Origin of the sequence: Streptococcus sp. HMSC077F03 (assembly GCF_001812375.1) — a bacterium.
Lineage (GTDB): Bacteria > Bacillota > Bacilli > Lactobacillales > Streptococcaceae > Streptococcus > Streptococcus oralis_S.
Genome location: NZ_KV808753.1, coordinates 89,417 through 111,830 on the forward strand (window position 1 = coordinate 89,417; position 22,414 = coordinate 111,830).

The 22,414-nt window shown below is 42.8% G+C and carries 22 protein-coding genes and 1 riboswitch; of the genes, 6 read left to right on the forward strand and 16 right to left on the reverse strand.

The annotated features are described in order from the left end of the window. Positions 1-13 precede the first annotated feature (13 nt). The 14 genes from HMPREF2853_RS01380 to HMPREF2853_RS01445 all read right to left on the reverse strand — a co-directional run bounded on the left by HMPREF2853_RS01380 (position 14) and on the right by HMPREF2853_RS01445 (position 14,291). A complete protein-coding gene (locus tag HMPREF2853_RS01380; RefSeq protein ID WP_070534628.1) occupies positions 14-1,276 on the reverse strand; it encodes a F390 synthetase-related protein in 1,263 nt (420 codons plus the stop codon). Next, positions 1,254-2,069, reverse strand: coding sequence for an MBL fold metallo-hydrolase (locus HMPREF2853_RS01385; protein WP_000034630.1), 816 nt, complete (start codon positions 2,067-2,069; stop codon positions 1,254-1,256). Before HMPREF2853_RS01385 ends, HMPREF2853_RS01380 begins: the two co-directional genes overlap by 23 nt. Continuing rightward, a complete protein-coding gene (locus HMPREF2853_RS01390) occupies positions 2,044-3,024 on the reverse strand; it encodes an NAD-dependent epimerase/dehydratase family protein (RefSeq protein ID WP_000757305.1) in 981 nt (326 codons plus the stop codon). The genes HMPREF2853_RS01385 and HMPREF2853_RS01390 overlap by 26 nt, the downstream gene beginning before the upstream one ends. Positions 3,025-3,027: 3 nt before the next feature. Further along, the gene (locus tag HMPREF2853_RS01395) at positions 3,028-4,296 is read right to left on the reverse strand and encodes a glycosyltransferase (RefSeq protein WP_070534629.1); all 1,269 of its coding nucleotides are present in this window, start codon (positions 4,294-4,296) and stop codon (positions 3,028-3,030) included. A gap of 104 nt (positions 4,297-4,400) precedes the next feature. Then, positions 4,401-5,552, reverse strand: a complete 1,152-nt coding sequence (locus HMPREF2853_RS01400) for an iron-containing alcohol dehydrogenase (RefSeq protein ID WP_000190391.1) — start codon at positions 5,550-5,552, stop codon at positions 4,401-4,403. A gap of 184 nt (positions 5,553-5,736) precedes the next feature. Further along, positions 5,737-6,192 carry an SP_0198 family lipoprotein gene (locus HMPREF2853_RS01405; protein WP_000853132.1) on the reverse strand — a complete coding sequence of 152 codons (456 nt, stop codon included), beginning with the start codon at positions 6,190-6,192 and terminating at the stop codon, positions 5,737-5,739. A gap of 90 nt (positions 6,193-6,282) precedes the next feature. Then, positions 6,283-7,533 (reverse strand): bifunctional folylpolyglutamate synthase/dihydrofolate synthase, encoded by a 1,251-nt coding sequence (locus tag HMPREF2853_RS01410; RefSeq protein WP_070534630.1) that lies wholly within the window; start codon positions 7,531-7,533, stop codon positions 6,283-6,285. Positions 7,534-7,900: 367 nt separating this feature from the next. Continuing rightward, positions 7,901-8,206, reverse strand: coding sequence for a DUF1292 domain-containing protein (locus HMPREF2853_RS01415; RefSeq protein WP_000017624.1), 306 nt, complete (start codon positions 8,204-8,206; stop codon positions 7,901-7,903). A 15-nt stretch (positions 8,207-8,221) separates the two neighbouring features. Next, positions 8,222-8,641 carry a Holliday junction resolvase RuvX gene (ruvX, locus tag HMPREF2853_RS01420; RefSeq protein ID WP_002876031.1) on the reverse strand — a complete coding sequence of 140 codons (420 nt, stop codon included), beginning with the start codon at positions 8,639-8,641 and terminating at the stop codon, positions 8,222-8,224. 3 nt (positions 8,642-8,644) lie between these two features. Further along, on the reverse strand, positions 8,645-8,911 hold the full coding sequence (locus HMPREF2853_RS01425; protein WP_000507059.1) for an IreB family regulatory phosphoprotein: 267 nt from the start codon (positions 8,909-8,911) through the stop codon (positions 8,645-8,647). A gap of 86 nt (positions 8,912-8,997) precedes the next feature. Further along, entirely contained in the window at positions 8,998-9,567 is a 570-nt protein-coding gene (locus HMPREF2853_RS01430) for an SP0191 family lipoprotein (protein WP_000734685.1), read from the reverse strand. 66 nt (positions 9,568-9,633) lie between these two features. Then, positions 9,634-10,032, reverse strand: a complete 399-nt coding sequence (gene spx / locus HMPREF2853_RS01435; protein ID WP_000591165.1) for a transcriptional regulator Spx — start codon at positions 10,030-10,032, stop codon at positions 9,634-9,636. Between the two features lie 134 nt (positions 10,033-10,166). Further along, a complete protein-coding gene (gene mgtA / locus HMPREF2853_RS01440; protein ID WP_070534631.1) occupies positions 10,167-12,827 on the reverse strand; it encodes a magnesium-translocating P-type ATPase in 2,661 nt (886 codons plus the stop codon). A 195-nt stretch (positions 12,828-13,022) separates the two neighbouring features. Beyond that, a riboswitch (M-box (ykoK) riboswitch) is annotated at positions 13,023-13,174 on the reverse strand. Positions 13,175-13,229: 55 nt separating this feature from the next. Next, entirely contained in the window at positions 13,230-14,291 is a 1,062-nt protein-coding gene (locus HMPREF2853_RS01445; protein ID WP_000952764.1) for a M24 family metallopeptidase, read from the reverse strand. 147 nt (positions 14,292-14,438) lie between these two features. Between HMPREF2853_RS01445 and HMPREF2853_RS01450 the strand changes: the two genes are divergently transcribed. Next, positions 14,439-15,194, forward strand: a complete 756-nt coding sequence (locus tag HMPREF2853_RS01450) for a hypothetical protein (protein ID WP_001043929.1) — start codon at positions 14,439-14,441, stop codon at positions 15,192-15,194. 37 nt (positions 15,195-15,231) lie between these two features. On the opposite strand, the gene uvrA is transcribed toward HMPREF2853_RS01450, so the two are convergent. Continuing rightward, positions 15,232-18,057, reverse strand: coding sequence for an excinuclease ABC subunit UvrA (gene uvrA / locus HMPREF2853_RS01455; protein ID WP_070534632.1), 2,826 nt, complete (start codon positions 18,055-18,057; stop codon positions 15,232-15,234). A 136-nt stretch (positions 18,058-18,193) separates the two neighbouring features. On the opposite strand from uvrA, the gene HMPREF2853_RS01460 reads away from it, so the two are divergent. The 5 genes from HMPREF2853_RS01460 (at position 18,194) to HMPREF2853_RS01480 (ending at position 21,762) form a co-directional block, all read left to right on the forward strand. Beyond that, positions 18,194-19,138: a magnesium transporter CorA family protein gene (locus HMPREF2853_RS01460; RefSeq protein WP_000815620.1), complete on the forward strand. Its 945-nt coding sequence runs from the start codon at positions 18,194-18,196 to the stop codon at positions 19,136-19,138. Between the two features lie 11 nt (positions 19,139-19,149). After that, a complete protein-coding gene (locus HMPREF2853_RS01465; RefSeq protein ID WP_049500305.1) occupies positions 19,150-19,827 on the forward strand; it encodes a DUF1129 domain-containing protein in 678 nt (225 codons plus the stop codon). Positions 19,828-19,842: 15 nt separating this feature from the next. After that, positions 19,843-20,190 (forward strand): TfoX/Sxy family protein, encoded by a 348-nt coding sequence (locus HMPREF2853_RS01470; RefSeq protein WP_000331822.1) that lies wholly within the window; start codon positions 19,843-19,845, stop codon positions 20,188-20,190. Between the two features lie 168 nt (positions 20,191-20,358). After that, a complete protein-coding gene (locus HMPREF2853_RS01475) occupies positions 20,359-21,393 on the forward strand; it encodes a S66 family peptidase (protein WP_049500307.1) in 1,035 nt (344 codons plus the stop codon). Positions 21,394-21,498: 105 nt separating this feature from the next. Further along, complete coding sequence (locus HMPREF2853_RS01480; RefSeq protein ID WP_000166112.1) at positions 21,499-21,762, forward strand: SemiSWEET family transporter; 264 nt, start codon at positions 21,499-21,501, stop codon at positions 21,760-21,762. A gap of 83 nt (positions 21,763-21,845) precedes the next feature. Here the strand turns inward: HMPREF2853_RS01480 and HMPREF2853_RS01485 are convergent, their stop codons facing one another. After that, on the reverse strand, positions 21,846-22,409 hold the full coding sequence (locus HMPREF2853_RS01485; protein ID WP_001126057.1) for a DNA-3-methyladenine glycosylase I: 564 nt from the start codon (positions 22,407-22,409) through the stop codon (positions 21,846-21,848). Positions 22,410-22,414: the final 5 nt, after the last annotated feature.

Sequence of the window (22,414 nt, forward strand, 5' to 3'; positions counted from 1 at the left end):
GTCTTTCTTCCTTTCATAAACGTTGGATACGTTTGAGTTTACGGCTAGTATCCCAGTGATAATCTGAAAATTGGATTTGAGGAACTATGAACTCTTTTTGCTGGGCCAAGAGTTGGAACTGTGCTAAAATTGCTGTCTCTACGTCCTCATCTCTTCGGCTTAAACAAACTTCCACTAATTTCTCGGAATGTTGCTTAACTTGGTAATCTCCTACATTCTCCACAAAGAGGATACAACGCCTGATAAAGTCTGGATAGATCGTTACCTGCCCCCCATTCTGCCCTTCAAAGTAGAAGATATCATCAGAACGTCCTTCGACCTTGTCAATCCGTGTATAGTAGGAGCCACAGGGACAAGGCTCCGGATTTTCAACCAAGATATCATTGAGCTGGTAGCGATAAACAGGCTGACTACTTCGCTTAAAGTCCGTAATCACTGGATAAAAACGGTGGTCATCTAGATACTGCTTTTCTACAAAGATAATGTCTTCGTTGAGATGTAGATTGCCAGCTGAGCAAGTGCAGGCTAGGAAACCTTCTGTCGCCTGATAAACTTGGTCAATGATGGATAGTGAAAAGGCTTCTGCGATCCGTCCCCTATCACTATCTTCCAAGATTTCCGCCACCGAAACGATTTTTTGTGGGTGAATAGCTAACTCTCCATCCTTAAGACGCTTGCTCAATTCAATCAACATCGAGGCTGGCGCCACAATAATCGTTGGTTGATAGTTGTTGAGTCGATCGATATGCTCATCTGTATGTTTGAAAATATCAAAATACTCTAGACGAATGAGCGCTGTATTGATGGTCTGATAGAGTTCATTATCAGCTCTCAGGAAAAAGGCGATGCGGTGTCCAAAAAGCTGCCCCTTGGGCAACATCTTTGCCAAGATAGCCGCAGCCCACATACTTCGCTCTTTCTCTGTTGTGATAAAGAGCCCCCGATGTCCAGACGTCCCTGAAGACAGACCGACGGCTACTTCCCCTTTAAGTTCAGTGAAGTCACGGGTCTTCTCACTTTCAATAGCTAAGGATAAGGCTTCATCACGATCCACTCCTTGGGTGTTGAGCTCATTGAAATGTTCCATCATAAAAGCCTTGTCCATATGGTCAAAGTTGCTAGGAACCCCATTTTTAAAGTAGGGCGACTCTCGCTTTAAAAAGTCCATATAGTTAGCTAATTGCTTTTTCTGATAGTTTTCTACAGCTTCTCGAGATTTGAAATGATGAAGCCAACGAGTTTGGATAAAGGTTTTAAGAAAGGTTATTTTTTTCATGTAAGATTGACTCTATCCTTTCTACAGGATCATGGCTAACAACTACCTCGATACCGTCCTTTAAGACTTCCTCCAGAAACTCTGTCCCCCTGATATAGTCAGACTTATTATCCTGAACAAAGGAAGGAATCAGGTGCATCTGCTTGGTGTAAGGTAAGAGGTCAATTCCCCAACAGAGGTCCGCTGCAATGAGGAGATTAAGGTCTGGAAAATATAGACAGGCTTGCCCTCTAGCATGCCCATCAACAGAAGCAACTAGGATACTGCCATCTCCAAAAAGATCACAAATCGGACGATAGGGAAAAGTTGAATCTTGCTGGTCAGCTCTGATAATGGTTAGATTTTTCTCAAAAGAAGCTGGTAAAAACTCCTTGAAAATCAAGTCTTTCAACTTGGGTTTTTGGTAGACTTCATATACTTCTTTTGTCAAGATAAAGGTTGCATGAGGAAAGAAACTAGCTCCTCCCAGATGATCTGGATGTAGGTGTGATAGAAGAACATAGTTAATTTCTTCTGGTTTGATTCCCTTCGCTTCCAGCAAACGAGAAATCTGGTTCTTCTCCGTCATTTGAACGGGCGTTCCTAGCCGATAGAAGCCATAGCGAAGATGGGTCTTAATATCGTAATGATAGCCTGTGTCATAGAGGAGATAGCCCTTGTCCCTGTGTTTGATAAGAAAAACACCTGCTGGAAAGGTCATCTTTTGATTCTTAACTCCCTTAAATAGCAAACCTGTGTAGCTGGTACAGTAGCCTGCTGGGAAATAATCAATGCTTTCGATAATCTTGGACATATTGTTCAATCCCTTCCGAAATACTGATTTGAGGGTGATACCCCAAGTCTCGCTCCGCCTTGCTGATGTCCAGCGTCTGACTATAACGGAGCAGATAATAGGTATAGCGTGTCAGAGGCGGTTCACCTTTGAGTTTCAAGACCTTATACAGAAACTCTAAACTACTAGCAATAACTGAAAGAAGAGGAGCTGGCACTTTTCTGTATGTTATTGGATAGCCCAACCCTCTCAAGGTTTCTTCTATCAAATCCTTAAAGGCTCTTGGTTCCCCATTGGTAATATTATAAACTTCGCCACTAGCTTGAGGGGCCTCTAGTGCCAAGCGAATTGCCAGAGCGACATTTTCCACACAGGTCATATCCATGAGCTGACGACCATCCCCTATCAAGGGAATGCCAATCTTCTGACTGAGTTTGAGAACTCGGGGCAAAATACTGGTATCCCCAATCCCAAAAAGCCCACGAGGTCGTAAAATAATACTCGGAACATCGGGATAATCCTTAAACAGCTTCTCCGAAGCCAGCTTACTACGAATGTAGTTGTTCAGATTATTTTCCTGAGGAGCAGCACTTTCTTTGATAGCTAACTGATCTCGAGGCGCAGCATAGATGCTAGGCGAGGACACATAAACCAAACGCTGAATACCAGCCTCTCGGCAAGCATTCAGAACATACTTGGTCCCTAAGACATTTGTCTGGTAGAAATCCTCCCAAGGCCCCCAAACGGTAGAAAGAGCACCCGCATGCACAACCATGTCCATCCCCTGACAAGCCCGAGCCAAATCCTCTTGCTTGGTCAAATCCCCCTGAAAAAATGCCACAGAGGAGTTCTCTAAAGACTGACCCACCTTGCGATTGCGTCCAAAAGCGCGTACCTGATAGCCCTGCTGACTGAGCTCTTCAACAACATACTTGCCTAGAAAGCCCGTAGCACCTGTTACCAATACTTTCTTCATTCTTTACTTCTCCTTGTCCCCTAAGAGCCGATGTATTTCGCTCTTCAGAATCTCTGTTGGCTGATAGATTTGAGCTGCACGACTAAGTCTGTTCAAGTCTGGCCAGTCATCTCTAGCCAACAACTCATCAAAGGCACGTCCAATCGCTTCCGTATCCTCTCGTTTAGCAGTCAAGGCAATCCCTGCCTCTAATCCACGAACTGCATAGTCATACTGATCATAGTCATGGGGGAGAATCAAGGCAGGCTTACCATAGATGATACACTGGTAAAAAATACCCGCACCACCATGATGAATCACATAATCCATCTGAGGAATGTACTCCTTATAGGGAAGATAGGATACCACAGAAACATTGTCCATGAACTCTTCACATTGGAAGTCTTGTCCGCCAAACCCCAGAGTCACAAAGAAGTGGCAATCTGGATGTGCTTCTGCCAATTGTTGTGTCTGATAGAGGAGATTGTCTTTGGCCCATGCTAGCTGAGTGCCACAGGAGACAAGGACCTTCTTATAACCTGCATAAGGAGACAAATCGAGGGGATAATTTTCTGCCCTCTCAATCGAAGACCCAAAAGGTCCCACCCAAAGGTAGTGCTCTGGAAAACCACTTTTCAGCTCCAACTCTTTCATCCCAATTCCCAAGATGGAATAGGGTGAATAGATGGTTTCCTGACCTTTCTGATTGTAAAGTTTAAAATCGTAACGTTTCAATCGTTCTCTCAATAAAAAGCTTACGATTCGTTTCCCTAAACGAGTCCCTTTTCTTCCTAGCCATTGCAGACCAGATTGGAAAGATGTTTTTGGACTGCCCAATCCTCCAAAGAAACAAGGCGGTCCATCTGTCGTTTCAATGGCAAACTGTGTCGCCATCGTGGTAATCCAGGGAATATTCAACTGTTCCGCAACAAGTCCTCCAGAGAGGGTTATAAAGTCCGCAATCACAATATCCGGTCTATTTTCCTGCCACTCTTGCACTAATTGATCTGAAACCACATTGATCAAATCAAGACTAGCTGACAACTGTCGATAAGCAGAAAACAGGTTTAATTGACCTTCATTGTTGGCTACACGCTCAAACTCATCTACACAATTTTCTAAAATGGAAATCACTCGGAATCCCATCTCCTCTGCTACAGTTTTTCGTTGCGGTCCTGTAAATAATCGAATCTCATACAAGGGATCCTTCAACAAGGGTGCAAGTAAATTCAGTGTTGGGAAGAGATGCCCACTTAAGGGTACTACAACCACATCAATTTTGATTTTTCTCATATGTCTAGGATAGCAAATTTTAAAAAAAAGAACTACCAAAATGATAGTTCTTTCCAATATTATTTATATTTTGAAGAATAAGTTCCTTCCACTCTACTTAGTCTTTAAAAAAGTTCTTTGTAGAGAGCAATGGTTTCTTCTAAAGTTGGCATAAATGGATTGCCTGGCGCACATGCATCAATCAAAGCATTCTTAGAAAGGTAGTCAAAGTCAAAGTCTTTTTCTTGGATACCGAGTTCAGTGAGTTTCTTCGGAATACCAACAGTTTCAGAAAGTTTCTCAATCTCAGCGATAGCATAGTCAGCACATTCTTGGTCTGTTTTCCCTTCAACATGGAGTCCCAAGGCCTTGGCCACATTGCGGAAAGCTTCTGGTACACGCTTGGCATTTTCACGTTCTACAACTGGGAGAAGCATGGCACAGCAGACACCATGTGGCAAGTTATATACCGCACCGAGTTGGTGAGCCATAGAATGAACATAACCCAAACCAGCATTGTTAAAGCTCATACCACCGAGGAAGATGGCATTGACCATACCCTCACGCGCTTCAATATCTTGGCCATTTGCCACAGCACGAGGAAGATACTCCTTGATGAGTTCAATCGCTCCGATAGAAAGTTTCTTGGTCACATTATAAGCACCTGGTGTTACCAAGGCTTCGACAGCGTGAGTAAGAGCATCCATACCTGTCGCTGCTGTCAATCCTTTCGGCTTTGAAAGCATGAGTTCTGGATCATTGACAGAGATGAGGGCGAGGCTGTTCTTATCAACCATTACCATCTTGACCTTGCGCTCTTCGTCAGTAATAACATAGTTAATAGTGATTTCTGCAGAAGTTCCAGCTGTTGTATTGATTGCAACCACTGGCAAGCCTTTTTTAGCAGACTTGTGAAGACCTTCGTAGTCCTGTGGTTTTCCACCATTTGTAGCGATGATAGAGATACAGCTAGCCGCATCCTGAGGAGATCCTCCTCCAAGACTGATGATGAAGTCACATCCATGCTCTTTCAGGGCAGCCACTCCATCTGTGACATTCTTGCAAGTCGGATTTGGCTCCACATCGCTAAAAATCACATATTCGACCCCTTCAGCATCTAATGGTTTTAGGACCTTAGGTAAAATATCACTGCCTTCGATGAACTTATCTGTCACCAAAAGGGCCTTCTTATACCCCAATTCCTTGATATACGGACCTACTTCATTTACAACACCTTTACCGATAAGGTTAACTGCCGGAACGTAAAATGTAGCCATATGCTTTTCCTCCTGCGCCTCTGCGCTAATTGATTATTTACTATAAGTATACGACCTTATAAGAAGTTTTACAAACATTTGTAAGCGTTTTAAGTAAAAAGTTAGTAAAGAACACCCAACCCTTTTTTCAAGAAAAAAGCTCCAAAAAGATAGCTTTCATCTCATTGGAACTTTTACTTAATCATTATTGCTTAGTTAATACCTCTCGGTCAGATGCCTCTCGGTCCATATCATCGATAATCAATTGATTACCATTAACCGTGTAAATTTTGACATCATCACCGATAATGACACGTTGATTTTCTGGCTCAAAGCTGACTTGCTTGATTTCCTTATCTCCATCTGGCTCGACCTCAGTCCATGTACCAGTTTTACCTGTTACAACAAGAGTGATTTGGTCATTCTCATCCTTTCCAGTATAGGTACCATCGATATTCGTAGGTTGAGCTACAGTAGTGTCCTGACTTGAGGATGCCTGCGGTTGACTAGCACTTGTCGTAGCGCTAGAAGATGATTCTTGTTGAGTAGATGATTGCTGAGCAGATTGCTGGGTAGGGGCTTGTGCCTTAGGTCCACAAGCTGCTAAAAGACTAAGAATTGCTAGGGAAGCAATAGAAAGTGTGAATGTTTTCGTTTTCATAGCGATTTCCTTTCTTTTGTGCCAATGTTTTGCTGGAATCGTTTCCAGATATACCTCCTACCTCAAGTATAACAACTTAAACCTAGAAGGTCAACTAATCTCGTCGCTTCCTACCAAACTCGCTCGGACTTCTGAGATAAAGTAGAGTGAACCCGTCACGAAAAGCAGGTCCTGGCCATTGGCCTTATCTTCAAATTCTCTGATAAAATCGCCATAGGAAGAAATCAAATCGTAACCTACCACATCCTTTTCATCCAGAGAGCCTTGGTAGTCAAAGCCTGTTATCTTAAGTTCCACCTCAGGCAACTGCTTAGATAGATAGCCTAGCATCCCCTGATAATCCTTGCGTTTAAGGGCGCCAAAAAGAATGCGAATTTGATAACCTTGCTGGATTTTCCCTTGGATAAACTCAACTAGACGAGTCAAGGCTGGCAGATTGTGAGCCCCATCTAGGTAGATTTGCGGACGAATCCGTTCCAATCGACCTGCCCAGTGGGTCTCTTGCAAGGCCCGTCTGACAAGCACTTCTTCGACCCTTTCACCTCTTGACGCCATAAACAGAAGAAAAGTTTCCAAAGCCAAGGCAGCATTTTCTTGCTGATAAACACCTTCCAAACTGATTTCAAGTTGTGAAAAACTCGCTAGGCTACTTGAAAAATCCCCAGCATTCAAGGAGAAGTCTCGCCCAGCTTGATAGAGATCCACAGTTAACTCTCTTGCTGTATTTTGACAGACAAGCTCCGCTTCTGGAGTAAGCTTGGCAATGACCGCCTTCTTGCCAGCCTTGAAAATGCCAGCTTTCTGCTCGGCTATTTCCTCCAGATTATCGCCCAAGGTCTCCTGATGATCTAGCCCAATGGAAGTAATAACTGCAATCTCTCCTGTTACGACATTAGTAGTATCAAGTAGACCACCTATCCCCACTTCTAGCAAAACCAAATCCACTCCCTGCTCTTTAAAGTAAAGCAAGGCAATCAAGGTCAACAACTCAAAGAAAGACAATTGATCATGCGTTTCTAAGAGAGTTTTCTCCATCTCTTTGACTTGGTTAGCTATACGGACAAAGTCTTCCTCCGCGATCGGTTGTCCATTGATACAGATTCGATCATGGATACTGATGATATGAGGAGAGGTAAAAGTACCAACTTTTTTACCATGAGCAACAAACAGCTCCCTCATAAAAGCAATAGTTGACCCTTTACCGTTAGTCCCTGTTACATGGATAATAGGATATGTCTTCTCAGGATTCCCCAACAAATCCACCGCTCGTTGCATTCGTCCAAGTCCAGATCTAAAGTTTAAACCAATCCGACTATGCAGCCATTTTTCTACTTCAAACATACATGTCTCCTTAACAAAAGTCCAATCAACTACCGCATCAAAGTATGATTACAAATAAAAAACGAGGTCGGGACTAAAATCCCGACCTCTTACCTGGTTAGCTAATCACTAGCTACTATGAATTTCAACGTGAGCTAAAAACATCCACTGGATGTTCCAACTCTTTCTAGTTTCTAGGAGTTGGGGTGATACAGTCTCCCAGACATACCAGTTCTCTCTTATTTTAAGGAACTGGGCTAAAAACGTTCCCCGGACGTTCCAACTCTCTCCAATTTCTGGGAGTTGGGCTGATACAGTCTCCCAGACCCAGATTTACCAGTTCTCTCTTATTTCAAGGAACTGGGGTAAAAATATCCCCCGGATATTTTTACTCCTCCATAAAGCTGTTGAAGACTTCTTCAATCATGTTCCATTCGTCTTCTGAGTCTTCTGGGATTGGTTGCAATTCGCCTTCTGTTCCGTCTTCATTTTCGATGAATGAGTAAGCTTGGATTTCAACTTCACCATTTTCATCTTCTTCTGCGTTAACTGGCACTAGCAGAACATAGTTTTTACCAAATTCTTCTTTTCCATCAATGGTCAAAAGGATTTCAAATAAAGTTTCATTTCCTTGTTCATCAACAAGTGTAATCAATTCACGTTCTTCGTGATCATGGTTGTGATCGTGTGACATAGTTTCTCCTCTGTCTTAAAATTTTCTATCTAAATAATTTTGCAAAATCAGCTGAGCAGCCAACTTATCAATAACTTTCTTGCGTTTGTTACGACTGATATCTGCTTGCTCAATCAGCATACGTTCCGCAGCGACAGTCGTCAGACGCTCATCTTGATAGTCTACTGGTAAACCAAAAAGCTCCTCTAATTTTGCTCCGTAGGCTTGACTAGCTTCTACCCGCGGTCCACTGGTATTGTTCATGTTTTTAGGCAGACCAACTACAAAGCGTTCTACCTTATAGCTGTCAACCAATTCCTTGATCCGGTCAAAACCAAACTGGCCCTGGTCCTCATTAATCTGGATGATTTCAAGTCCCTGAGCGGTGAAGCCTAGGGGATCGCTAATCGCCACCCCTACTGTTTTTGAACCGACGTCCAATCCCATAATTCTCATAGATTATAGATCGACTCCTTGTCCCTTAAGGTAGTAGCGTACCAATTCTTCAACAATTTCATCACGCTCATACTTACGGATTTGATTTCGCGCATTGTTATAACGAGGAACGTAGGCAGGGTCACCACTCAATACATAACCGACGATCTGGTTAATCGGATTGTAGCCCTTGTCGTTCAAAGAAGCATAGACGTCTGTCAACGTTTCGCTAATTTCTTTCTTATTGGAATCATCCAATTTAAACCGTACAGTTTCTTCAGTAAATCCCATTCTAACACCCTCTTTCCTTAGAATAGTACTATTATAGCACATTCCCTGACGTTCTACAAATAAGTCAGTCGATTAATTTGGATTTTCTATTGTTCTGTCGCCCCATTTGCCACTCTATCTGCAATATATTGGCTAGGTTCGTTTTTTAAGAGATTTTCAAGGCCGATATTTTTTAAATATTCCAGCTGAGATGCCTTTTTGACATCCAATACTTGAAAATCATAAGTCGTTGTCGTCTGGATTTCTGTCTCGCTGAGTAGCTTGGTTTCCAGTTTGAATCCTGCTAGTTTGCGTGCCTCTTGGATGGTCTCATCCTTTTCTTCCGCTTCTAGAAGCGCTTTTTGCGTCTCCTCTAGGCCATTTTCAGAGATAAAGGTCTTGAGTTCATCCCCGACAGGTCGTTTTTGCTGGATGGTCAAGGTCAAAAACTGATTGCCTTTATAAGTAATGGTCTGAATCTGCTGCGTTCCATTTTCTGACTTCGGCATCAGCAAGGTCTTGGTGACAACCGTATTCTTTTCGGCATTGTCCAAAACGGGAAGGTTGGATTGGATGGGGTCAGATGCTGTTGTGGAAGCAGCAGGAGTTTCCTTTTTTTGCCCACATCCCGCAAGCAAAAAGAGGAGAGCAAAACTAGCAATTAGTAACTTTTTCATAATTCCTCACATGATTTTAAAACAAAAGAGCAAACAAGGCCAGGAGTCACTCCCAGCCTTGATGTTTTATAGAGCTGCACGTAGACGTGCTTCTGCATTTTCTACATTACGGACAGAGCGTGGCAAGAAGGCACGGATATCATCTTCTTTATAGCCGACTTGTAGGCGCTTCTCGTCAACGAGAATCGGACTCTTTAAGATCCGTGGTGTTTCCATGATTAAGTTGAGCACTTCATTGACACTCAAATCCTCGATGTCAACTCCAAGTGCCTTAGCGTAGCGGTTTTTTGACGAAACGATACTGGCAATTCCATTATCTGTTTTCGTGAGAATATCTAATAACTCTTCTCTTGTAATTCCTTCTTTACCGAGATTTTGTTCTTTATAACTTAACTGGTGGGCATTGAGCCAGGTTTTCGCTTTTTTACAGCTAGTACAACTTGAGACTGTATAAATTTTGATCATGTACCTACCCCTTTCGCTACATGTTACTATCAGTTTAGTCTATTATACCATAAAAAACATCCGACTTGCGACCTATTTTTAAAAAAAATTAACTTTTTTCGCGATTTTCGTACTTTTTTCTTGACAAAATCAATTTATAACCAACTTTTAAATTTTTTGATATACAATCGTTTCACAACTGTAACACTTATCATATAGAGAACGATAATCAAAAGCAAAAAGAGGAAATAAATTGGTTCCAAAGGGGTTAAATGAAGCAGGCTAGCAATTGAAGAGTAGGGAAGGAAGGTCACAAAACTAGCTGCTAGCAAGGTTGTTCCAAGAACAAACCATGATGGACGACTTTGTAAGAAAGGAAGTTTTGCTGAACGAAGCATATGGATAACCATGGTTTGGGACCACATGGATTCAATGAACCAACCTGTCTGGAACAAGATGATAAAGCCCGTTGCAGCCTCTGCTCCGTGAGCATAAGCTTGACCTGTCGCCATTGGAACAATGACAAAATAGAGTAAGATAAAGGTCAAAATATCAAAGGCAGAAGAAATCGGACCCATCCAAATCATAAAACGAGTAATAGACTTGGCTTCCCACTTATGGGGATGCTTCAAAAAGTCTTCATCTACATTATCAAATGGCAAGGCAATGCAAGAAAGGTCGTAGACGAGGTTTAACACAATCAAGTGAATCGGAGCCATAGGGAGGAAAGGTAAAAAGATACCAGACACTAAGAGTGACAGAATATTCCCGAAATTAGAGCTGACCGTCATCTTGATATATTTGGTCATGTTGGCATAGACTTTGCGTCCTTCAACCAGACCTTTTTCAAGCACCATCAAATCCTTATCTAGCAAAATGACATCAGCCGTTTCTTTGGCAATATCTACTGCTGTATCAACAGAAATCCCCACATCTGCCACTTTCATAGAAGGGGCATCGTTGATTCCATCTCCCATATAGCCGACACAATGTCCATTCGATTTGATTTGTAAAATGATTCGTGCTTTTTGATCCGGAGAGAGCTTTGCAAAGACAGTCACCCTCTCAACTGCTTGGGCCAACTCTTCGTCCGTCATGGCATCAATATCAGAACCCAACAAGATTTGATCAACGTCTAGACCAACTTTTTCGCAAACTGCTTGGGTTACCTTTTCATTGTCTCCCGTCAAGATCTTTGTTTGAACACCGTGTTCTAACAAAGCTTGGATAGCAGGTGCTGCGGATGGTTTTGGTGGATCTAGAAAGGCAAGATAGCCTGTTAGAATCATCTCTTTTTCATCTTCAACGGAGTAAGCAAAACCTTCTTTTAGGCCTGTTTTATAGGCAACTCCCAAGACTCGCAATCCCTGTTGATTAAGTTGATCTACTTCTTTTAAGATTTCCACTCGGATATCATCCGTCAAAGGACTAATCTGACCTTGATATTCCACATGGGTTGAAATCGCAAGCATTTCCTCTAGAGCACCCTTGGTTACCAAACTAACAACTTCGTTCTCATCCTTGACGATGACACTCATCCGTCTGCGTTCAAAATCAAAGGGCAATTCATCTATTTTTTGGAAGCTAGTATCCAAATTTTGTAGAATAGCGTGTTCTTTAGCTTCTTTTTCAGTTCTACTGATAATGGCACGGTCCATCAAGTTTTTCAATCCCGTTTGAAAATAGGAATTGAGGTAGGCCCGTCTCAACACAGACAAGTCCAAATCTCCATGTATATCCAAAGGATATTCAAGGACAATTTCGTCTTGGGTAAGGGTTCCGGTTTTATCCGTGCATAGGATATCAATAGCACCTAGGTCCTGTATGGCATTGAGTTTTTTGATGACGACTTTTTCCTTGGCCATGATAATGGAGCCTTTTGCTAAACTGGCCGTGATGATCATAGGAAGCATCTCAGGTGTCAATCCAACACCAACACTCAGTGCAAACACACCTGCTTCCAGCCAGTCGCCATCTGTCAAGCCATTGGAGAGAAACACGATGGGAACCATGACTAACATCAAACGGATCAAGAGCCAAGAGATGCTGTTCATCTCCCGTTCAAAAGAGGTCGGTTCGTCATAGGTATTGAGAGTCTGCTCGATTTCTCCCATCATGGTGTCATCACCGACCGCTAGAATCAAAGCCTTAGCACTTCCTGATATCACATTGGTTCCCATAAAAGCGAGCGCTTCTGCTTCTAGCAGACTATCAAAATTTGACTGACTCATTTTTGACAAGGCTAGTTTTTCAACCGAGTCACTTTCACCTGTCAAACCAGACTGTTGAACAAAGAAATCACGTGATTCAATTAAAATGAGGTCTGCTGGAATCATATCCCCAGCACTTAATTTGACTATATCTCCAACGACCAAATCTTCAATTGCGACCTCTAAACTCTGGCCTTCGCGGATAACTGTGGCTGTATTCACAATCATTTTTGATAGATTGGTCGCAGCCTTGTCACTCCGCAGTTCCTGGACAAAGCGTATGCCACCAGAGATTAGAACGAGAACGACGATGATGATAGAAGTCGTCGGATCTTCTTGTCCAGGCTTCGCCAACCAGACATTGGTCACCATGGAAATCATAGCGATGACCAGCAGGATGATTGTAAATGGATTGATAATAGATTCGTAAATCTTTTTGAGGATACTGTCTTCTTGACCCTTGGTGATGGTGTTTTCGCCATATAGGTCACGATTTTTCTCCACCTGCTCCTCAGTCAAGCCTGTTAGACTTGTCTTATAAAAAGATAAAGTTTCTTTTAAAGGTGTATGAATAGCTGTTGCTAATCTTTCTTTTGTAGTTTTCATTGGTTTCTCCTATCTGTATGAATGATATGTTTCATACACAGAGACCAATCACTTTATAAGGGCAGAACGACACAAATCAGCGATTGGCTGTGTATGTGCGGTTCTGGATGATCGTCAATTTGCATCGTTTGTCTCCTTTCCTTGTTCTAAAACAGTAGAAAATCCCACCATAAAATGGCAGGATTAAAAAACTAATTATCTGTTTTTTCGTTCAAGCTTTAACTCCATAGGGCGATGTAATGAGCTTAGTCTTGGCCTTCGCGACCAGGACTGTTGACCAACGAGTAGTGTCTCCACTGCTTTGCGGTAGTCATCCGTATCCCTATGGTAGCCTCACCTACCGTTTTCGTCTATCAGTATAAACCTTTAAAATATAAAAGTCAATGATTTATCTTAATTTTCTTAAATAACAATTAATTCCTTCGGCGCTAGAGTCAACAATTCACAACCGTTATCTGTAATCAGGATATCATCTTCGATACGAACCCCGTATTTACCTTCAATATAGATACCCGGTTCATCAGTCAAGACCATACCAGCCTTGATTGGCTCTTCTGACTTGCCAAAGTAAGGAATTTCATGGATATCCAGACCAATCCCATGTCCAATCCCGTGGCTGAAGTAAGGACCGTAGCCTGCATCGTTGATAATTTGACGAGGAATCCTGTCAAAATCGATCCGACTGAGACCAGCCTTAGCCGCTTCTATCAGAGCTTGATTGCTACGCAGGACAATATCATAAATCTCCCGCTCCTCATCTGTCACCTGTCCCACATGAACAGTCCGCGTCATATCGCTGACATAGTGATTGTAGTAGCAACCAAAGTCCATGGTCAGGGTTTCACCATTTTGAATGACCTTGTCACTAGCCACTCCATGTGGCATAGCAGAGCGGTAGCCCGAAGCGATGATGAAGTCAAAAGAGGCACCTGAAGCACCTAGCTGGCGCATACGGGCATCTAAAAAGTTCATAACGGCTAGCTCAGTCGTCTCACCGGGCTTGATAAAATCCAGTACATCTAGGAAGGCTTGATCCGAAATCTGGCAGGCCCTACGAATGGTTGCGATTTCTTGCTCATCCTTGATCATCCGCAGATTTTCAATAAAACCAGTCATTGGAACCAGCTCATGACCAGCAAACACACTTTCCAGCATCTTGAAGTAAGCATAGGAAATTTCGTCATCAAAGCCAATTTTTTCCAGCTTGTCGTCCGCTATAATTTTAGCAATTTCACCAACCGCATCTCGCGTTTCCACAATATCAAAGCCCTCAACCACGCCCTTGGCAATCAGGGTATAGCGCGCATCCGTCAGGAAAATCCGACGCGACTTGCTAATGAAAACTGTCGCCTCTGTCCCGCTGAAACCAGTCAGATAGTAGATATTCTTCAGATTGGTTACTAGGACAGCATCACACTCTGTCTGAGCCAATGCTGCTTCAAATTTTTCAACTCTTGATAACATGAGAAAACCTCCGTAAAATGATTTAATTTATTATAGCAAAAAAATACCGAAAATAATACAATCTATATAGCTAGGATTAGATAAAATTGACATTTGAAAGCGCTTAATGTATAATTTCTGTTAAACAAGAAAGAACGAGGTATCGATATGAATAAAACAGAATTGCTGTTACAAAGACTAGATGAGATTGGTCAGTCTCTAAAAGATTCGAACCAAGCACTAGCTTTGCTGGCACTTGGTTCTTGCGGAACAGAAAGAGAACGATTGGATCAGTACTCAGATTTAGACTTCTTTGTTATTGTAAAAGATGGCTACAAGCAGACCTATATCCAAGACCTAACCTGGTTAAGTAAGCTAGAACCAATTGCATTTCACTACCAAAATACAGTGGACGGACATAAAGTTCTATTTGAAGATGATGTTTTTTGTGAATTTGCTGTCTTTGAAGCTCACGAACTAGTAAACATTCCCTTCTCTGAAGGCAAGATTATCTGGAAGGAGGTCGGTTTTGATGAAACAATCTGTCAGCCACAAAGACTGCCATCAAAAGATAACAGAGACCGTGAATGGCTGTTGGGAGAAATTTTATGTAATCTATATTTAGGGCTAGGTCGCTATCAGCGAGGCGAAAAATTAGCTGCTTATGATTTAATACAAAACAGAGCCGTCAAGCTTTGGACTGAACTAATCAGTTTGGAAACAACTTCTAAATCTAATTTTATAGATATCTTTAATACCAACAGACGATTTGAAGAAGGTTATCCAAAGGAAGCCAAGCAATTGCCTCACTTTTTGCAAGGTTACGAACGCATTTCTGAGTCTGCTCAAGCACTCCTAGAATATCTGGATAAACACTATTCTCTTAACCCATTTATAAAAGAAAAAATTCGTGATTTATTATAAAAAAGACTCTGCCTAAAAAAGCAGAGCCTTTTAAATCTTATTTTAACTTTCCTTTCAAATACTGTCCTGTGTAGCTGGCTTCATTGGCCGCTACTTCTTTTGGGGTTCCTGTTGCGATGATAGTTCCACCACCAACACCGCCTTCAGGTCCCAAGTCGATGATATGGTCTGCTGTTTTAATAACATCTAGATTGTGCTCGATAACGAGGACTGTATTGCCATCGTCTACAAAGCGAGCCAAGACTTTAAGCAAGCGAGCGATATCCTCAGTATGAAGTCCTGTCGTTGGCTCATCCAGAATGTAGAAGGACTTACCTGTCGAGCGTTTGTGGAGTTCACTAGCCAGCTTCATACGCTGGGCTTCTCCTCCAGAAAGCGTGGTAGCTGGTTGACCTAGCGTTACATAGCCCAGTCCTACATCCTTGATGGTCTGGAGTTTGCGTTGAATCTTAGGAATGTGTTGGAAGAATTCCACCGCATCGTTGACGGTCATATCTAAAACTTGCGAGATATTCTTTTCCTTGTAGTGAACTTCTAGGGTTTCACTGTTGTAGCGGGTTCCGTGGCAAACTTCACAAGCAACGTAAACATCTGGCAAGAAGTGCATCTCAATCTTGATAATCCCGTCACCTGAGCAGGCTTCGCAACGACCACCCTTGACGTTGAAACTGAAACGGCCCTTCTTATAGCCTCGAATCTTAGCTTCATTTGTCTGGGCAAAGAGGTCACGTATATCGTCAAAAACTCCCGTATAGGTGGCAGGATTGGACCTTGGTGTCCGTCCGATTGGACTCTGGTCAATATCAATCAGACGATCGACATGCTCAATCCCCGTAATCGTTTTAAACTTACCAGGTTTGTCTGAATTGCGGTTGAGCTTCTGGGCAATGGCTTTTTTGAGGATGCTGTTGATCAAGGTCGACTTTCCTGAGCCTGACACCCCTGTCACTGCGATGAATTTTCCTAATGGGAAGCGGGCCGTGACATTTTGTAAGTTGTTCTCACGCGCTCCTGTCACTTCGATAAAGCGACCATTTCCGGCACGGCGCTCTTCTGGTACTGGAATGGCACGTTTACCTGACAAGTACTGGCCTGTAATAGACTTACTGTTACGGGCCACCTGCTTGGGTGTTCCTGCAGCAACAATCTCGCCACCAAAAACACCGGCACCTGGACCAACGTCAATCAGATAATCCGCCTCACGCATAGTATCTTCGTCATGTTCCACTACGATAAGAGTATTGCCCAAATCACGCATTTTTTTCAAGCTAGCAATCAGGCGGTCATTATCCCTCTGGTGGAGTCCAATCGACGGCTCATCCAGGATATAAAGAACACCTGATAAGTTGGAACCAATCTGAGTCGCCAAGCGAATTCGCTGACTCTCCCCACCTGACAGGGTTCCTGCCGAACGTGACAGCGTCAAATAGTTAAGTCCCACGTTATTGAGGAAGGTCAAGCGATCCTTGATTTCCTTGAGAATGGGACGAGCAATAATGGCTTCATTTTCAGACAAGGTCAACTGGCTCACCAACTCCAAATGGTCTGCGATAGACAAATCTGAGATTTCACCGATATGTGGCCCTTGCTCACCACCCACACGAACAGACAAGGCCTGATCGTTGAGACGATAGCCGTGACAAGTTCCGCAGGTCAGCTCATTCATGTAGAGACGCATCTGGGTACGGGTGTAGTCACTATTAGTTTCATGGTAACGGCGCTTGATATTATTGACAACTCCCTCAAAAGGAACGTCGATATCGCGCACACCGCCAAATTCATTTTCATAGTGGAAATGGAATTCCTTGCCATCTGAGCCATAGAGAATCAAGTTTTTATCTTCTTCTGACAAGTCCTCAAAAGGCTTATCCATATCCACTCCAAAGGCTGTCATGGCCTGCTCTAGCATATTTGGATAGTAGTTGGATGAGATAGGATTCCAAGGTGCTAATGCTCCCTCACGCAAAGTTTTGCTGGTATCAGGAACCACCAAGTCAACATCCACCTCCAGCTTGATGCCCAAACCATCACACTCACTACACGAGCCAAACGGGGCATTGAAGGAGAAGAGACGAGGCTCTAACTCTGGTACTGTAAAACCACAAACTGGACAGGCATAATGCTCAGAAAAGAGCAACTCAGAATCGTCCATAGTGTCGATAATGACATAACCTTCTGCGATACGAAGGGCAGCCTCAATGGAATCAAAGAGACGGCTACGAATGCCCTCCTTGATGACAATACGGTCGACCACGACATCGATATTGTGTTGCTTGCTCTTCGACAACTCTGGCACTTCGGTCACATCATAAACTTCCCCATCCACACGGACGCGGACATAACCGTCTTTCTGAATCTTTTCAATGACGCTCTTGTGTTGCCCTTTTTTCTTACGAATGACAGGAGCTAAGATTTGCAGACGTTGGCGTTCTGGCAATTCCAAAACCTTATCCACAATTTGCTCCACAGAAGAAGCCTTGATAGCCCCATGCCCGTTGATACAGTAAGGCGTCCCCACACGTGCGTAGAGGAGACGCAAATAATCATTGATTTCAGTCGTCGTTCCAACGGTCGAGCGCGGGTTTTTGCTAGTCGTTTTTTGGTCGATGGAAATAGCTGGGCTGAGACCATCAATAGCATCCACATCTGGTTTTTCCATATTGCCCAAAAACTGGCGAGCGTAGGCTGACAAACTTTCCACATAACGACGTTGGCCCTCAGCATAGAGGGTATCAAAGGCCAGACTGGATTTCCCAGAACCTGACAAACCAGTCACAACAACCAGCTTGTCTCTTGGAATCTCCACATCAATATTTTTTAAGTTATGGGCACGCGCCCCATGAATCACAATTTTATCTTGCATCTTTGTTCTTTCTAGTCCATTATTGCTTTCCATTATACCAAAAAATGTGAAATTCTATTACCCAAAAAGCTGTTTTTATAGTATAATAGTACGGTGCAAAAAATGAATCACTGAATAGTAGGAAAGGATAGGGGATATGAAACAAGTTTTTCTCTCAACAACAACGGAATTTAAAGAGATCGACACGCTTGAACCGGGTACTTGGATCAACCTCGTCAATCCTACACAAAATGAATCACTGGAAATCGCTAACGCCTTCGACATTGACATTGCCGACCTTCGAGCACCGCTCGATGCGGAAGAAATGTCCCGTATTACCATCGAAGACGAGTATACTTTGATCATCGTGGACGTTCCCATCACAGAGGAAAGAAACAATCGTACCTACTACGTTACGATTCCGCTGGGGATTATCATCACCGAGGAAACCATTATCACCACCTGCTTGGAATCCCTCCCCGTTCTCGATGTCTTTATCAACCGTAGACTGCGCAACTTTTACACCTTCATGCGTTCACGCTTTATCTTCCAGATTCTCTACCGCAACGCCGAACTTTACCTTACGGCCCTTCGTTCGATCGACCGTAAGAGTGAACAAATCGAAAGTCAACTTCACAAGTCTACTCGAAACGAAGAGCTGATCGAGCTCATGGAATTGGAAAAGACCATCGTCTATTTCAAGGCCTCACTTAAGACGAACGAGCGCGTGATTAAGAAATTGACCAGCGCAACTAGCAATATCAAGAAATACCTAGAAGACGAAGACCTACTCGAAGACACTCTGATTGAAACCCAACAGGCCATTGAGATGGCAGATATCTATGGAAACGTCCTTCACTCTATGACAGAGACCTTTGCCTCTATCATTTCCAATAACCAGAACAACATCATGAAAACCCTGGCTCTCGTGACCATCGTTATGTCTGTCCCAACCATGATCTTCTCAGCCTACGGGATGAACTTCAAGGATAATGAAATCCCTCTAAATGGCGAGCCACACGCCTTCTGGTTAATCGTCTTTATCGCCTTTGCTATGAGTGTTTCGCTCACTCTCTATCTCATCCATAAAAAATGGTTCTAAGAGGAATCCCTATGTCTCAGATTGATTTACAAAAATTAACTAAGAAAAACCAAGAGTTTATCCACATCGCTACCCAACAATTTATCAAAGATGGTAAAACAGACGCTGAAATCAAGGCTATCTTTGAGGAAGTCATTCCTAAAATCCTTGAAGAGCAAGCCAAAGGAACGACTGCACGTTCCCTCTACGGGGCTCCAACCCACTGGGCTCATAGCTTCACTGTCAAAGAGCAATACGAAAAAGAGCATCCTAAGGAAAATGATGATCCAAAACTCATGATTATGGACTCAGCCCTTTTTATCACCAGTCTCTTTGCACTGGTTAGCTCTCTGACCAACTTCTTCTCTACAGACCAAGCTATTGGCTATGGGTTGATTACCCTCTTGTTGGTTGGACTTGTCGGAGGGGTGGCCTTCTACTTGATGTACTACTTTGTCTACCAGTATTATGGTCCAGATACAGATCGTAGCCAGCGCCCTCCTTTCTGGAAATCAATCCTCGTCATCCTCGCTGCTATGCTTCTCTGGTTGGCTGTCTTCTTCGCAACAAGCTTCCTACCAGCAGCTCTCAATCCAATCCTTGCTCCACTGCCTTTGGCTGTCCTAGGAGCGGCCCTTCTCGCCCTTCGCTTCTATCTCAAGAAACGCTTCAATATCCGAAGCGCAAGTGCAGGCCCATCACGTTATTAAGAAAAGTGAAAAACTATGGCATATAGTCAATCTTTAGCTCAGCAGATTCGAAAAATTCTAGCACTCAAACTTCCTCCCCAAATTTTCGAAGAAGAGCTAGAAGAAAAGAAACTGTTTGGTGGCCTTGCCTTTATGATTCGTGGGAAAATGGTCCTTACAGTTAGTTCCAGAAAGGACGAACTGGTTATGGTGAGAATTGGCAAAGAAATAGAAAAGCAAGTTCTACCCCGAACAGGAGCTCATACTACATTGATGAGAGGGCGACCTTATCATGGCTATATAGACCTAGATATAGAAGGTCAAAAAGAACTTCCTTACTGGATTGATTTAGCTCTCTCCTATAATCAAGAGTTGACCAAGTAACTCATATCTAGTGAGATTAGAGATTAGAAAAACGAAAAGCAACTGCAAAGGCGGTTGCTTTTTTTCCTGCTTTCTTGAGATTCAATAGCACTTCTGAGTCTCATTATTGTAGTTTTCTCTCACCTTTTGTGATAAAATAGGCTCAATCAATTTCTAGGAGGATGAGATATGGTTTCTACTATTGGTATCGTGAGCTTGTCTAGTGGCATTATTGGAGAAGACTTTGTCAAACACGAAGTGGAGCTAGGTGTCCAGCGTCTCAAGGATCTGGGACTCAATCCTATCTTTTTGCCCCATTCGCTAAAGGGCTTGGACTTTATCAAGGATCATCCCGAGACGCGTGCAGAGGATTTGATGCAGGCCTTTTCGGACGATAGCATCGACATGATCCTATGCGCCATCGGTGGGGATGATACCTATCGCTTGCTACCTTATCTTTTTGAAAATGACCAACTACAAAAGGTTATCAAACCAAAGATTTTTCTCGGTTTCTCGGATACGACCATGAACCATCTCATGTTGCATAAACTAGGAATCAAGACTTTTTACGGCCAATCCTTTCTAGCGGACATTTGTGAGTTAGACAAAGAAATGTTGCCCTATAGCCTCCACTACTTTAAAGAACTGATCGAGACTGGGAGAATCTCAGAAATCCGCCCTAGCGACCTTTGGTATGAGGAACGGACTGATTTTAGTCCCAAGGCTCTGGGAACAGCTCGAGTCAGTCATGTAAATACAGGTTTTGACTTGTTACAAGGAAATGCCCAGTTTGAGGGAGAAATTCTCGGAGGTTGCCTTGAATCTCTCTATGATATCTTTGACAACTCTCGATACGCAGACAGCACGGAGCTCTGCCAAAAATACAAACTTTTTCCTGACTTATCTGACTGGAAAGGAAAAATCCTCTTGTTGGAAACAAGTGAAGAAAAGCCTGAACCTGATAATTTCAAAAAAATGTTGCAGACTTTGAAAGAAACTGGAGTATTTGAGGTAATCAGTGGACTCTTGGTCGGAAAGCCAATGGATGAAACCTTCTATGACGACTATAAGGAAGCACTATTGGATATCATTGATAACAATATCCCGATTGTCTATAATCTAAACGTTGGCCATGCCACACCAAGAGCCATTGTTCCCTTTGGCGTTCACGCCTATGTAGATGCACAGGAGCAAGTCATTCGCTTTGACGATAACAAAAAATAAACAATTTCTCCATTTTTGTGCTTTGGTATTGATTTTCGTTACAATTTGTGTCTGAATTTATTGCATTTTGCTTATTTCTATGATATCTTTTTAAAGGAGGTGTATATGACTAAACAAAAAATAAATCAAATTGTCGGTTCAATCGGGGCCTTTATCGGGATTATTGTATTTATCGCCTACATCCCACAAATTTTTGCCAATTTACAAGGCAACAAGGCTCAACCATTTCAGCCTTTATCCGCAGCAGTATCTTGTTTAATTTGGGTTATTTACGGATGGACAAAAGAACCTAAGAAGGATTGGATACTAATTATTCCAAACTCAGCCGGCGTTGTCTTAGGTGGACTGACATTTCTTACTGCACTATAAAAATTACTAGCATATAATCAAAAAGCTGAGAGGAATTTCTCAGCTTTTTTCTATATTCTCAGATAGTTAGACGCTTGGACTCACTAACTTCCGCTTTTCCACTCACAATCATTCTCATGGTCGTCAACCAGACCTGCTGCTTGTAGAAAAGCTAAAACGGCGACTGGACCTGTGAACTTGAAACCTTGTTTTTTTAGATCTTTAGCTAATTTTTCAGACAAGGCTGTTTTAGCAGGTGCTAGGTGATAGTCAGGAACATCATTCACGATCGTTTTTCCCTCAACAAAGGACCAGAGATAAGCGTCAAAAGAGCCAAAGGTTTTCTGGATTTGTAAAAATGCTTGGGCGTTGGCACGCGTCGCAAAGAGCTTGGCACGATTTCGGATGATGGCTGGATTCTCTAACAAGGCTTCCAACTCTCCATCTGTCATTTCCGCGACCGCCTGAATTTGATAGCCATGAAATGATTCTCTGAAAGCTTGGCGCTTGTTTAGCACCGTTTCCCAAGATAGACCCGACTGGTAGGTTTCCATACACAATAACTCAAACAATGCTTGGTCATCATGAAGGGGTTGACCCCACTCCTCATCATGATAGGCTACATATAAAGGGTTATTCATTTTTACCCAACCACAGCGTTTTGGCATACTCT